11 protein-coding genes and 1 pseudogene are annotated in these 12,597 nt (G+C 72.9%); 5 read left to right on the plus strand and 7 right to left on the minus strand.

Annotated features, from left to right (window positions below; genetic code table 11):
- Positions 1-23: 23 nt before the first annotated feature.
- Complete coding sequence (locus tag AC4IHM_RS20655; protein ID WP_490868486.1) at positions 24-803, plus strand: S16 family serine protease; 780 nt, start codon at positions 24-26, stop codon at positions 801-803.
- 26 nt (positions 804-829) lie between these two features.
- On the opposite strand, the gene AC4IHM_RS20660 is transcribed toward AC4IHM_RS20655, so the two are convergent.
- Genes AC4IHM_RS20660 through AC4IHM_RS20680 form a run of 5 tightly spaced genes read right to left on the minus strand, consistent with a single transcriptional unit; the run spans position 830 to position 5,123 of the window.
- A complete protein-coding gene (locus AC4IHM_RS20660) occupies positions 830-1,825 on the minus strand; it encodes a glycine betaine ABC transporter substrate-binding protein (protein ID WP_490868487.1) in 996 nt (331 codons plus the stop codon).
- Positions 1,822-2,718, minus strand: a complete 897-nt coding sequence (locus AC4IHM_RS20665; protein WP_490868488.1) for an ABC transporter permease — start codon at positions 2,716-2,718, stop codon at positions 1,822-1,824. Before AC4IHM_RS20665 ends, AC4IHM_RS20660 begins: the two co-directional genes overlap by 4 nt.
- The gene (locus tag AC4IHM_RS20670) at positions 2,715-3,971 is read right to left on the minus strand and encodes a betaine/proline/choline family ABC transporter ATP-binding protein (RefSeq protein WP_490868489.1); all 1,257 of its coding nucleotides are present in this window, start codon (positions 3,969-3,971) and stop codon (positions 2,715-2,717) included. Before AC4IHM_RS20670 ends, AC4IHM_RS20665 begins: the two co-directional genes overlap by 4 nt.
- Entirely contained in the window at positions 3,964-4,611 is a 648-nt protein-coding gene (locus AC4IHM_RS20675; protein ID WP_490868490.1) for an ABC transporter permease, read from the minus strand. The genes AC4IHM_RS20670 and AC4IHM_RS20675 overlap by 8 nt, the downstream gene beginning before the upstream one ends.
- A gap of 29 nt (positions 4,612-4,640) precedes the next feature.
- On the minus strand, positions 4,641-5,123 hold the full coding sequence (locus tag AC4IHM_RS20680) for an Lrp/AsnC family transcriptional regulator (RefSeq protein ID WP_490868491.1): 483 nt from the start codon (positions 5,121-5,123) through the stop codon (positions 4,641-4,643).
- Between the two features lie 124 nt (positions 5,124-5,247).
- Here AC4IHM_RS20680 and hppD point away from each other — a divergent pair, with 124 nt between their 5' ends.
- Positions 5,248-6,393, plus strand: a complete 1,146-nt coding sequence (gene hppD, locus AC4IHM_RS20685; RefSeq protein ID WP_490868492.1) for a 4-hydroxyphenylpyruvate dioxygenase — start codon at positions 5,248-5,250, stop codon at positions 6,391-6,393.
- Between the two features lie 31 nt (positions 6,394-6,424).
- On the opposite strand, the gene AC4IHM_RS20690 is transcribed toward hppD, so the two are convergent.
- A complete protein-coding gene (locus AC4IHM_RS20690) occupies positions 6,425-7,837 on the minus strand; it encodes a tetratricopeptide repeat protein (protein ID WP_490868493.1) in 1,413 nt (470 codons plus the stop codon).
- Positions 7,838-7,935: 98 nt separating this feature from the next.
- Between AC4IHM_RS20690 and AC4IHM_RS20695 the strand changes: the two genes are divergently transcribed.
- The gene (locus tag AC4IHM_RS20695) at positions 7,936-9,384 is read left to right on the plus strand and encodes an FAD-binding oxidoreductase (protein ID WP_490868494.1); all 1,449 of its coding nucleotides are present in this window, start codon (positions 7,936-7,938) and stop codon (positions 9,382-9,384) included.
- Positions 9,385-9,397: 13 nt separating this feature from the next.
- Here the strand turns inward: AC4IHM_RS20695 and AC4IHM_RS20700 are convergent, their stop codons facing one another.
- Complete coding sequence (locus AC4IHM_RS20700; protein WP_490868495.1) at positions 9,398-9,811, minus strand: SsgA family sporulation/cell division regulator; 414 nt, start codon at positions 9,809-9,811, stop codon at positions 9,398-9,400.
- A 254-nt stretch (positions 9,812-10,065) separates the two neighbouring features.
- Between AC4IHM_RS20700 and AC4IHM_RS20705 the strand changes: the two are divergent.
- Both AC4IHM_RS20705 and AC4IHM_RS20710 read left to right on the plus strand, forming a co-directional pair.
- A pseudogene (locus AC4IHM_RS20705) lies at positions 10,066-10,158 on the plus strand (DUF2510 domain-containing protein); the annotation flags it as partial.
- A gap of 12 nt (positions 10,159-10,170) precedes the next feature.
- Positions 10,171-11,901 (plus strand): RDD family protein, encoded by a 1,731-nt coding sequence (locus tag AC4IHM_RS20710; RefSeq protein WP_490870887.1) that lies wholly within the window; start codon positions 10,171-10,173, stop codon positions 11,899-11,901.
- Positions 11,902-12,597 lie beyond the last annotated feature (696 nt).

The raw sequence follows: 12,597 nt of genomic DNA on the forward strand, positions 1-12,597 counted from the left end.
CGCGCTCGCGCTAGATTGAGCCCGTGCTCTCTCGTCTCACGCGTCCCCAGTTCCTCGCCGTGTGCGCGCTTCCCGTCGTGGCGCTGCTCGTGACCGCCGTGTTCGCGCCCCTGCCGTTCTCCGTGGCGCAGCCGGGGCTGACGGCGGACGTGCTGGGGCAGAACCAGGGCGCCCCGGTGATCACGATCAAGGGGGCGCCGACGCACGACACCAGTGGGCAGTTGCGGATGACCACGATCGAGGCGACCGGGCCCGACGCGAGTATCCGTCTCGGGGACGTGCTCAGCGGTTGGTTCGACACCGAACGGGCCGTCATGCCGCGCGACGCCGTGTACCCGAGCGGCGACGACGTGAGCGAGATCGAGGAGTACAACCAGGAGCAGATGAAGGAGTCGCAGGACTCGGCCACCACGGCGGCACTGGACCATCTGCACCTCGACGGCAAGGACATCGACGTTCGGCTGCGGCTGGAGGACGTTGGCGGGCCCAGCGCCGGGCTGCTGTTCTCGCTCGGCATCGTGGACAAGCTCGGCGCCGGTGATCTCACCGGGGGCAGGGTCATCGCCGGGACCGGGACCATCACCGACGGCGGCAAGGTCGGCGCCGTCGGCGGGGTGCCGCTCAAGACGCAGGCCGCGCGGCGGGACGGAGCCACCGTCTTCCTCGTACCGAAGGCGGAGTGCTCGGACGCGCGGGCCGAACTGCCGAAGGGGCTCCGGCTGATCCCCGTCACCACCCTCAAGGGCGCGGTCGACTCGCTCAGGGCCCTGGAGAGCGGCAAGGGCGACGTTCCCGCCTGCTGAAGCCTGCCGGAGTCCGCTGAAGTCGGCTATCCCTCCTTCACGAAGCCCTTCTCCTTCATCCAGTCCAGCGCCACCTGGTGCGGATCCTCGCCGTCCACGTCGACCTTCGCGTTCAGGGTCCGCGCGACGTCGTTGGTCAGCGCCTCGGTGACCGGGTCGAGGACGGACGCGATCGCCGGCCACTTCTTCAGGGTGGCGGTGCGGACCATGGGCGCCGCGTTGTAGTTCGGGAAGAACTTCTTGTCGTCCTCCATCACCACCAGGTTCATGGACTTGATCCGCCCGTCGGTGGTGTACACCTCGCCGTAGGTGCAGCCGGAGCCCTTCGCGGTCTGGGTGTAGATGATGCCGGTGTCCATCTGCGTGATGTTCCCGGCCGGGATCCTCATCCCGTACGCCTTCTCCAGCCCCGGCAGACCGTCCGCGCGGTTGGCGAACTCGCCCTCCACGCACAGCGTCACCGCGCCGGGGTCGGACTTCGCCAGCTCGGCGACCTCCGACATCGTCCTCGTGCCGTACTTCTTGTAGTTGGCCTGGTTCATCGCCAGCGCGTAGGTGTTGTTCAGCCGGGCCGGCGTCAGCCAGGTCAGCCCCTTCTTCGCGTCGGCCTCCTTCACCGCCTCCCACTGCTGCCGCGGGTCGGGGATCGGCTTGCTGCGGCCCAGATAGGTGATCCAGGCGGTGCCCGTGTACTCGTACGTGGCGTCGGCGTCGCCGTTCTCGACCGCCGCCCGGGTGCCGACGGAGCCCTGGATGCCCGTGCGGTCGAGCACCTGCGCGCCGGCCGCCTCGAAGGCGATGCCCATGATTGCGCCGAGGATCAGCTGCTCGGTGAACTCCTTGGAGGTGACCGTGAGGTCGGCGCCCTCCAGCGGCCGGCCCTTCCCGATGGAGCCGGGCCCGACGTCGTCGACCATGGGGGAGCCGCTGGTCAGGCCGCAGCCGGCGGTGGCCGCCAGCAGCGAGGCGGTCAGCAGCAGGCACGTACGGCGGCTCACGGTCCCCACTTGCGGCCGGCTCATGTCTCCACCTCCAACCCGCGCGGGCGCATCAGCAGTTCGGCGAGCGAGGCCAGCCAGTCCACCAGCAGCGCGAGGGCGACGGTGAGGACCGAGCCGAGCACCAGCACCGGCATCCGCTGGCTGGTGATCCCGGTGGTGATCAGCACGCCCAGGCCGCCGCCCCCGCCGAAGGTCGCCAGCGTCGCCGTACCGACGTTCAGCACCAGGGCCGTGCGCACGCCGGCCAGGATCAGCGGGACGGCCAGCGGCATCTCCACCCGCGTGAGCACGCCGAGCGGGGACATGCCGATGCCGCGGGCCGCCTCCAGCAGCGTCGGGTCGTTGGCCCGCAGGCCCGCGATGGTGTTGGAGAGCACGGGCAGGACGGCGTAGATGATGATGCCGATCAGGGCGGCCCGGCGGCCGATGCCCAGCCAGATCACCAGCAGCGCGAGCAGGCCGATGGCCGGGGTCGCCTGGCCGGTGTTGGCGAAGGCCATCGCCACCGGGGTGGCCCTGCGGAACATCCCGCGGGTGAGCAGGACGCCCAGCGGGATGGCGATGATCAGCACGAAGAAGGTCGAGATCACGGTCAGTTGGACGTGCTGCCACAGGGCCTTGGTGACCTGCCCGTTCGACAGCGCGTTCTCGCTGAGCGCGTCCAGGTGGGCCTGCCGGAACCACAGCCACGTCGCCAGCAGTACGGCGATCAGCACCGTGGGCAGGAAGGTCAGCTTCCGCCAGCCGATCCGGCGCCCCGCGGGCCCCGGGGACGGCGGGGGCGGCGGGGGCGACTCCTGCTCCTCCTCGGCCTCGTCCCGCAGGGCGAGCGCCTTGACCTCGCGCTCGCCCTCGGGCCGCCGCCGGGAGGCCCCCGAGGAGGAGCCGGACGAGGGGCCGGACGAGGTACTCACACCGTGCCCCCGTCTCCTTTGATGCCGAAGCCCTCCTGCTCGGAGTGCGTCTGCGTGGCCCGGATCTCCTCCAGGTCCTGCTGGTGCTCCAGCGCGTCGAGCCGGTCGGCCTCCAGCAGCTCCTGCACGGAGTTCATCAGCGTCTCCATGTCGACGACCCCCTCGTACGCGCCGCGCCGCCCGGTGACCGCGACCCGCCCCGCGTTGTCGGTGAGCACCGCCTCCAGCGCGTCCCGCAGCGTCGCGTCCCGGGTCACCGTGTCGTTGACCAGCGTCCCGGCCCGTGCCAGCGAACCCTTGGCCCGCATCACGTCGCCGCGCCTGAGCCACTTGTAGGGCCGGCCGCGCCGGTCGAGGAGCAGGATCTCGTTGTTGCCGGACTTCCGCAGCCGCTCGAAGATGTGCTGGAGCGGGTCCTCCACGGTCACCGTCGGGTAGTCGGTGATCCCCACGTCCCGCACCCGGGTCAGGTTCAGCCGCTTCAGGGCCGCCCCGGCGCCCACGAAGCCGGAGACGAAGTCGTCCGCCGGGTTGGTGAGGATGGCCTCCGGGGTGTCGAACTGCGCGATGTGGGAGCGTTCGCGCAGCACGGCGATCCGGTCGCCCAGCTTGATCGCCTCGTCGAAGTCGTGGGTGACGAAGACGATCGTCTTGTGCAGCTCGTGCTGGAGCCTGATCAGCTCGTCCTGGAGGTGGTCCCGGGTGATCGGGTCGACCGCTCCGAACGGCTCGTCCATCAGAAGTACGGGCGGATCGGCCGCCAGGGCCCGCGCCACGCCCACCCGCTGCTGCTGGCCGCCGGAGAGCTGGCGCGGATAGCGGCCGTGGAACTCCCCGGCGTCGAGACCGACCAGGTCGAGCATCTCCTCCACCCGTGACCTGATCCGCGACTTGGACCAGCCGATCATCTTCGGCACCAGCGCGATGTTCTGGGCGACGGTCATGTGCGGGAAGAGGCCGGAGGACTGGATCGCGTAGCCGACCTGGCGGCGCAGCTTCACCGGGTCGATGTCGGTGACGTCCTCGCCGCCGATGCGGATGCGTCCGCCGCTCGGCTCGATCAGCCGGTTGATCATCTTCAGGGTGGTGGACTTCCCGCAGCCCGAGGGGCCGACGAAGATGACCGTCTCGCCGGCCTTGATCTCCATCGACACGTTCTCGACGGCCGGCTGCGGGTTGCCGGGGTAGACCTTGGTGAGGGACTCCAGCTCGATGGTCGCCCCGGTGGTGTCGTTGTGGCCGTTCTCAGACACGGATCCCCCTCGGAATGGTCAGCCGGCCGAGCAGCACGTACGCCGCGTCGAACAGCAGCGCCAGGACGATGATCCCGAGGGTGCCCGCGAGTACCTGGTTGAGGGCGTTCTTGCTGCCCAGTGAGGCGATCCCGCGGAAGATCTCGTTGCCGAGGCCCGGACCGGAGGCGTAGGCGGCGATCGCGGCGATGCCCATGAGCATCTGCGTCGAGACCCGGATCCCGGTGAGGATCGGCGGCCAGGCCAGCGGCAGTTCCACCTTCAGCAGCCGGGCCGCACGCGACATCCCGATGCCCTTGGCCGCGTCCACCAGCGCCGGGTCCACCCCGCGCAGGCCGACGATCGCGTTGCGCACGATCGGCAGCAGCCCGTACAGGGTCAGCGCGGTCACCGTCGGCGCGACGCCGAGGCCCACGATCGGGATGAGCAGACCGATCATGGCAAGCGACGGGATGGTCAGGATGGTCGACGTGGTCAGGGTCGCCAGGTTGCCCGCCCACTCGCTGCGGTAGGTGACGACGCCGATCACGACCCCGAGCAGAGTCGCCACGACCATGCACTGGAAGACCGCGCTGGCGTGCTGGTAGCCGTCGGTGAGCAACTGCTGGTGGCGGCTGCCCAGGAACTCCCAGAAGTTCAACTCCGCTCACCTCCGGGATCGGGCCTGTGTCAGTCGGGTCCTTCGCTGTCCTTGGCCGCCTGCTCCACCAGCGGGACGATCCGCAGCGGAACGGGGTTCTCCATGACGATCGCCGTGGCGGCCCGGACGATGCCATCAAAACCGACAACCCGGTCGATCACCCGTTGGAGATCGGCGTTGGAGCGGGCCACCAGCCGGCACAGCATGTCCCCGGTGCCGGTCGTGGTGTGCAGCTCCAGCACCTCCGGCACGGTCGTCAAGTGCGCCCGTACGTCGGCCCCTTGGCCCTGCCGGATCTCCAGCGTGGCGAAGGCCGTCACCGGGTAGCCGAGGGCCGCCGGATCCACGTCGGGACCGAAACCGCGGATGACTCCGTTCGACTGAAGCCGGTCCAGCCGCGCCTGCGCGGTGCCGCGCGCCACCCCCAGCCGCCGGGACATCTCAAGCACCCCGATCCGGGGCTCCCGGGCCAGCAGTGCGAGGATCCGCCCGTCCAGTCGATCGATCGCCATCCCTCACCCTCCCGGCTGGTCATCCTGTACAGATCGCCCGCTCCCGCCGGCGTATCGCTGGTCAGGTTGCCCACTGGATACGCAAACTATTGCGCACCTTGCAGACACGGGAGAACCTGCGGCTATGACGCAGACCACACACCACACTCCCGACACCGCCCGGCAGGCCGATCCCTTCCCGGTCAAGGGAATGGACGCGGTCGTCTTCGCCGTGGGCAACGCCAAGCAGGCCGCGCACTACTACTCCACCGCCTTCGGCATGCGCCTGGTCGCCTACTCCGGACCGGAGAACGGCAGCCGGGAGACCGCGAGCTACGTCCTGGAGAGCGGCTCCGCCCGCTTCGTCCTCACCTCGGTGATCAAGCCCACGACCGACTGGGGCCGCTTCCTCGCCCGGCACGTGGCCGAGCACGGCGACGGCGTCGTCGACCTCGCCATCGAGGTCCCGGACGCGCGCGCCGCCCACGCCTACGCCGTCGAGCACGGCGCCCGCTCGCTCGCCGAGCCGCACGAGGCCAAGGACGAGCACGGCACCGTCGTCCTCGCCGCGATCGCCACCTACGGCGAGACCCGCCACACGCTCGTCGAGCGCACCGGCTACGACGGCCCCTACCTGCCCGGATACGTCGAAGCCCGGCCGATGGTCGCCCCGCCCGCCCAGCGCGTCTTCCAGGCCGTGGACCACTGCGTCGGCAATGTCGAACTCGGCCGCATGAACGAGTGGGTCGGCTTCTACAACAAGGTCATGGGCTTCACGAACATGAAGGAGTTCGTGGGCGACGACATCGCCACCGAGTACAGCGCGCTGATGTCCAAGGTGGTCGCGGACGGCACCCTCAAGGTCAAGTTCCCGATCAACGAGCCCGCCGTCGCCAAGAAGAAGTCCCAGATCGACGAGTACCTGGAGTTCTACGGCGGCGCCGGCGTCCAGCACATCGCGCTGAACACCAACGACATCGTGCAGACCGTGCGCGCGATGAAGGCGGCCGGCGTCGAGTTCCTGGACACGCCCGACTCGTACTACGACACGCTCGGCGAGTGGGCGGGCGAGACCCGCGTGCCCGTCGACACGCTGCGGGAGCTGAAGATCCTCGTCGACCGCGACGAGGACGGCTATCTGCTGCAGATCTTCACCAAGCCGGTCCAGGACCGTCCGACCGTCTTCTTCGAGATGATCGAGCGCCACGGCTCGATGGGCTTCGGCAAGGGCAACTTCAAGGCCCTGTTCGAGGCGATCGAGCGCGAGCAGGACAAGCGCGGCAACCTCTGACCCCGGGGGCCCCGCGGGGTCCTGCGGGGCACTACTTGGGCGGGCCCTCCATCGAGGGCTCGCCCAGTTCCGTCAGCGCCCGCCGCGCCTCGGGCGCCCGCAGCGGCGAGAAGTACGGGTTGATCACCAGCGCCTCCCGAAGGTGGCGCCGCGCGGACCCGGACCGCCCCAGCTCCCGCTCGATCAGCCCCCGGTGGAAGGCGTACGGCGCGCTGCGCACCCCGCCGCCCTGGTCGCCCTCGGTCGCGATCGTCGCGAACTCCAGCGCCTCCTCGTGCGCACCGGTGCGGTGCAGCGCCCAGCCCAGCGCGTCGGCGACCGCGATCCCCGGCTGCCGCCCCCACTCGGCCCGCAGCAGCCGCACCGCCTCCTCGGGGTCCCCGTGGTCCGCCTCCAGGTACCCCAGCACCAGTTCCTCGTCGGCCCCGGCCGCCGCGGCGCCCCGCACCCGCTCCCGCAGCAGGTCGTACTCCACCCGCGCGGCCTGCTCAAGGCCCAGCGACTCGTACAGCTCGCCCAGCTCCAGCGCGAACTCCGGGTTGGGCCGCTTGGCCAGCGCCGCCTGGTACGCGGACAGCGCCTCCGTGGTCCGGCCCAGCGCCGCCAGCGCCCTGCCCTGCCCGGCCTGCGCCGCCCGCTGGTCCGGGTCGGTGCGCAGCGCCTCCTGGAAGAAGCGCAGCGCCTCCTCCCGCTCCCCGCGCTCGAACGCCAGCCGCCCGGCCTGCTCCAGATACGCCGCCCGCTCGGCCGGCGCCCCGGCCGTGGCCACCGCGTCGGAGATCTGGGCCGCCGCGTCCTCGCGCCAGCCCCGGTCCCGGTAGACGGCCGCGGCCCGCGCCCTGGCGGCCGGGGTGCCGGAACGCAGCTCCAGCACTCTGTCCAGGGCCCGGCCCGCCCCCTTGTCGTCGCCGAGCCCGGTGTACGCGTCGATCAGCACCGCGTGCGCCGTCCACCGCTTCGGCGCCGCCCGGACCGCGCTCTCGCCCCACTTCTTCGCACCGGGGAAGTCGCGCCGCGCGACCGCGAGCGCCGCGAGCCCCTCCATGGCCTGCGGGTCGCGCCCCGCCCCGACCTCCAGCGAGGTGTTCAGCGCCTTCTCGGCCTTCGGCCAGTTCGCGCTGTCCGCCGTCCGGCGCCCCTGCTCCACGTAGGCCGCCCCGAGCACCGCCCACGACGCCCCGTCCCGCGGATGCGCCCGCAGATGGGCCTCCCGGTCGCCGATCAGCACGGCCAGGTCCCCCAGCGCGGCCGGCACCCCCGTGGTGAGCGCGCCGCGCGCCAGCGCCTCGGGCCCCGGCGCGGGCCGGGGAGCGCCGCGCCCGTCCCGGGGCAGCAGCACCAGGACCCCGCCGAGTACGGCGGCCCCGGCGACGGAGGCGATCAGCGCCCGGCGTCCGCGGCGGGATCGCCGCCCCTGTCCGGTCTCCCTGTCCATGGCGTCCATGGCGCTCACTGTGCGTCAATACGATGAGCGCACCGGGCAGGTGGCGGGCGCCGTCGACGGGGTTCACACCGATGGCCCCGGGTGCGAACCTCTGATTCATGAGCCGCATCGAAAGCCGCATCGAAGCGCCCCGCGACAAGGACGACGCACCCCCTGGGACCGGCGCGGCCACGGCCGTCGACGCCACCCTCGTCGACCGGCTGCGGGCCGCTCTGCCCGCCGAGTCCGTCCTCACCGACCCCAACGTCACGGCCTCCTACGCCAACGACATGGCGAGCTTCTGTCCGGCCGGCGCCCCCGCGGTGGTCGTCCTGCCGCGCACCGTGGAGGAGGTGCAGCACGTCATGCGCACCGCCACCGCCCTGCGCGTCCCGGTGGTCCCGCAGGGCGCCCGCACCGGTCTGTCCGGCGCGGCCAACGCCACCGAGGGCTGTGTCGTGCTCTGCCTGACCAGGATGGACCGCATCCTGGAGATCAACCCCGTCGACCGCGTCGCCGTCGTCGAGCCGGGCGTCGTCAACGCCACGCTCTCCCGGGCGGTGAACGAACACGGTCTGTACTACCCGCCGGACCCCTCCAGTTGGGAGACGTGCACCATCGGCGGCAACATCGGCACCGCCTCCGGCGGCCTGTGCTGCGTCAAGTACGGGGTGACGGCCGAGTACGTCCTCGGCCTCAACGTCGTCCTCGCCGACGGCCGCCTGATGTCCACCGGCCGCCGCACCGCCAAGGGCGTCGCCGGGTACGACCTCACCCGCCTGTTCGTCGGCTCCGAGGGGTCCCTCGGCATCGTCGTACGGGCCGTGCTCGCCCTGCGTCCCAGGCCGCCCGAGCAACTGGTGCTGGCCGCCGAGTTCACGTCGGCGTCCGCCGCGTGCGACGCGATCTGCCGGATCATGGAGGGCATGCACGTGCCGTCCCTCCTCGAACTGATGGACCGTACGACCGTCAAGGCGGTAAACGACCTCACCCGCATGGGCCTGCCCGAGACCACCGAGGCCCTGCTCCTCGCCGCCTTCGACACCTCGGACCCGGCCGCCGACCTCGCCGCCGTGGGCGCGCTGTGCGAGGCGGCCGGTGCCACGCAGGTGGTCCCGGCCGACGACGCGGCCGAGTCGGAACTGCTCCTCCAGGCACGCCGGTCGGCGCTCACCGCGCTGGAGGCCGTCAAGGGCACGACGATGATCGACGACGTGTGCGTGCCCCGCTCCCGGCTCGGCGAGATGCTGGAGGGCGTCGAGCGCATCGCGGTCGAGCACGACCTCACCATCGGGGTCTGCGCCCACGCGGGCGACGGCAACACCCACCCCACCGTGTGCTTCGACGCGTCGGACCCCGACGAGTCCCGGCGGGCCCGCGAGTCCTTCGACGAGATCATGGCACTCGGCCTGGAACTCGGCGGGACCATCACCGGCGAGCACGGGGTGGGCGTGCTGAAGAAGGAGTGGCTGGCGCGGGAGCTGGGCCCGGTGGGCCTGGAGATGCAGCGGGCCGTCAGACAGGTCTTCGACCCGCTGGGCATCCTCAACCCGGGCAAGCTCTTCTGACCGGTGCCGCGGCTCACCGGGCGAGCAGCTCGGCCAGCCCGTCGTCGATGCCGAGCTGCTCGCCCTCGGTGCCCGGCGGCACCGCCCGCAGGGTGCGCTCCAGCCAGGCCGACACCTGGGGGGTGGGCGCCTCCAGGAGGGCGTCGCCGTCCGGGCTGCTCAGCGCCATCAGGACGACGCTGCGGCCGTCCGCCTTCGACGGCCACACCCGCACGTCCCCGTGCCCGGACGGCCGGAAGACGCCCTCCACCAGCAGGTCGCGGGCGAACGTCCAGTGCACCGGGTGGCCGGAGTTGATGTGGAAGGTGATGTGGACGGCGTAGGGGTCGTCCGCGTGGTAGGCGAGCCGGGCCGGCACCGGGATGCCGCACTCGGGCGACAGGATGAGCCTCAGCTCCAGTTCGCGTTCAACGACGGTGGGGTGCATGGCGGGGGTTTCCTCTCTCGTACGGGTCCGCACGGGCCGCCTGGAACGGGCCCGCACGAGTGAGAGCGGCCGGGGCCGTGAGCATTACGCGGGTTCGCCGAACTTTTTTCCGGACTCTGTCCCCGGAGTGAAGGTCCATGCACGAGGTTGCCCGGAAAGGGGCGCGTCCTGCCGGACCGGCGGTGCGGATTGCGCCCGTCTGATAGATGTTGAGGCCCCCATACCAACCCCCGAGCAGATACGGGACGACGGACATGAGCGCCCCAACCCCGGCCCCCGGTGACGACAGGCCCCGCGAAGGGTTTTACCCGGACCCGTCCATTCCTGGATATGTCCGTTACTGGAACGGCGCCTCCTGGGTGTCGGGCACGAGCCGGCCCGCCCCCGGGGACGGTGAGTCGCTGGCGCCGCCGCCCGGCGCGCGGCCCTCCGTCGAGGAGACCGGCCCGCACTTCTTCGACGAGGACCCGGTCGAGGAACCGCCGCCGGCCGCCGCGTCCCAGCACGGCAGCCGCCCGGAGCCGGCCACGGCCTGGGGCGCCGACCGCTCCCACCAGTCCGGCTTCGCCGACGACACGAACCGCCGCGTCGCCTGGCCGGGCACGGCCCAGGGCCCGGACCCGCGGATCCCGCACGCCCCGGGCCCGGCCGGTCCGGCGGCGCCCGGGGGCGCACCGGCCGACGCGGGTGCCGGGCCGGTGGGCGGTGCGCGCGGTGGCCCGGTACGGCCGGGTGCCGGAGGCGGGGCGGCTCCTCATGACCCACGGGGTGGGGCGGCAGCCGACGGGCCGAGCGGCGCCGGGGTGGCCGGCGGCAGGGGCTCGGGTGGCGCCGTGCCCGCCGGTGGCGGGGGTCCGGGTGGCGCCCGTGGTGCCGGCTCCGCGGCCTCCGGGCCCGGCATCGCCGGTGGACCCGGTGCGGGGAGGGCCGGCGGGGCTCAGGACGGACGCGTGCCCGGCGGACCGGGGCCCGTCGGCGGTGCGGGCGCGCCGAGCGGTGCTCGTGGCGGGGCCGCCGGGAGCGGCTCCCGGACCGGGGACCCCGCGGGCGGTGACCGGCCCGCGCGGGGTGGCAGCGCACGTTCCGCGCGGACGGACGCCACGGCCGAGGGCACGTCCGGCGACGCGCAGGCCGGGGCGGGCAACACCTTCGTCTTCCAGCGCCCGGCGGCCGGGCCCCAGGGCAAGCCGGCCCCGCGCGGCGCCGCGGACGACGACGAGGGGACCATCACCTTCCGCGCGGTCCCCCCGCGGGTCGGCGCCCCGGGCGTTCCCGGCTTCGACGCCGGGAAGGCGGCAGCCGCCCGAGCCGCCGCGCAGTCCGCACCCACGGCCCCCGCAGGGCCGCAGCAGACGGGCGGTCCGACGGGATCGGGCGGTCCGACGGGATCGGGCGGTGCCACCGGTCCGGGCGGTCCGGCCGTCCCGCGCCAGGCCGCCGCGCCGAAGCCCGCGGCCTCCGCCCCGCTCTCGGCCGGCCCCGGCGGTGGTCAGCCCTCCTGGGCCCAGCAGGTGCACCAGCTCGCCGGGGGCGGCGACGAGCCGCCCGTCGCGCCCTGGAAGCCGCCGGTCGAGGACGTGTTCCAGGCCGCCGCCCGACGCCAGGCGTCGGCCCGCCCCGCCGGGCTCGGCAAGCGGCTGGCCGCCCGTCTGATCGACACCGCGGTCCTCGCGGGCGTCACCGGTGTGGCCGCCGTACCCCTCGGCGTCAAGGCGATCGACCACGTCGACGACAAGATCGACCGGGCCAAGCTCTCCGGCGAGACCGTCACCGTCTGGCTGCTCGACGGCACCACGTCCACGTACCTGGGCATCGTCCTGGCCGTCCTGCTGCTCTTCGGCGTCGTCTACGAGGCGCTGCCCACCGCCAAGTGGGGCCGCACCCTGGGCAAGAAGCTGCTCGGCCTGGAGGTACGGGACATCGAGGCCCACGAGCCCCCGACCTTCGGCGCGTCCCTGCGCCGCTGGCTGGTCTACGCGGTCCCCGGCCTCCTGGTCGTCGGCGTGGTCGGCGTCGCCTGGTGCCTCTTCGACCGCCCCTGGCACCAGTGCTGGCACGACAAGGCGTCCCGCACCTTCGTAGCCACCTGACCCCACCGCCCGGCTGCGCCACACGTCCGGAGCGGCACCCACACGCTTGGGTTGCCGCGCTCCGGCGCCGGGTGGTGGCGCCGTCGGTCGCTGGGGTTTGCGCGGGGTGCCCGGGGGTGGGGCTTCGCCCTCGGGCGTTCCGGACGGCGGTTCGCCGCGTCCCCGGGTGTTCCGGGCGGTGGCTCACCGGATTACTGCGCTGCGGTGTTGGGTGGCGGTCCGGTGCCGGGTGTGGCTCCGCTGGTCGCTGGCGTCTGAGTCGCCTGCGCGGCGTTGTGGTCCCGTTCCCGGGTGCTCGGGGTGGTGGTTCGCTGGGTTGCCGTGTCTTTGGTGCCGGGCGGCGGTCCGCTGTCCCGTCGGCCTCCGGCTTGTGTTGCGCGCCGCGTGTCCGGAGCGGCGCCCGCGCCCTCGGGTGTTCCGGGTGGTGGCTCATCGGGTTGCTGTCGCTGCGGTGTTGGGTGGCGGTCTGGTGCCGGGTGTGGCTCCGCTGGTCGCTGGCGTCTGAGTCGCCTGCCCGGCGTTGTGGTCCCGTCCCCGGGTGCTCCGGGCGGCGGGCCGCGTCCCCGGCACCGGGCGGCGGGCCCACCGGACCCCTCGCCCCCGGGGCCACGCCGCGCCTCCCGTGCCCGCAGGCGCGCCCCGGTACTCCGGACGGCGGCTCGCCGGATGCGTCGTCCAGGGGTTCGGGGTCGACTC

It is taken from the genome of Streptomyces sp. SL06, assembly GCF_058244745.1.

Coding starts and splice junctions, on each gene's coding strand:
- AC4IHM_RS20660 (WP_490868487.1), bottom strand. CDS start 1,825: ATGAGCCGGCCGCAAGTGGGGACCGTGAGCCGCCGTACGTGCCTGCTG.
- AC4IHM_RS20680 (WP_490868491.1), bottom strand. CDS start 5,123: ATGGCGATCGATCGACTGGACGGGCGGATCCTCGCACTGCTGGCCCGG.
- hppD (WP_490868492.1), top strand. CDS start 5,248: ATGACGCAGACCACACACCACACTCCCGACACCGCCCGGCAGGCCGAT.
- AC4IHM_RS20690 (WP_490868493.1), bottom strand. CDS start 7,837: ATGGACGCCATGGACAGGGAGACCGGACAGGGGCGGCGATCCCGCCGC.
- AC4IHM_RS20695 (WP_490868494.1), top strand. CDS start 7,936: ATGAGCCGCATCGAAAGCCGCATCGAAGCGCCCCGCGACAAGGACGAC.
- AC4IHM_RS20700 (WP_490868495.1), bottom strand. CDS start 9,811: ATGCACCCCACCGTCGTTGAACGCGAACTGGAGCTGAGGCTCATCCTG.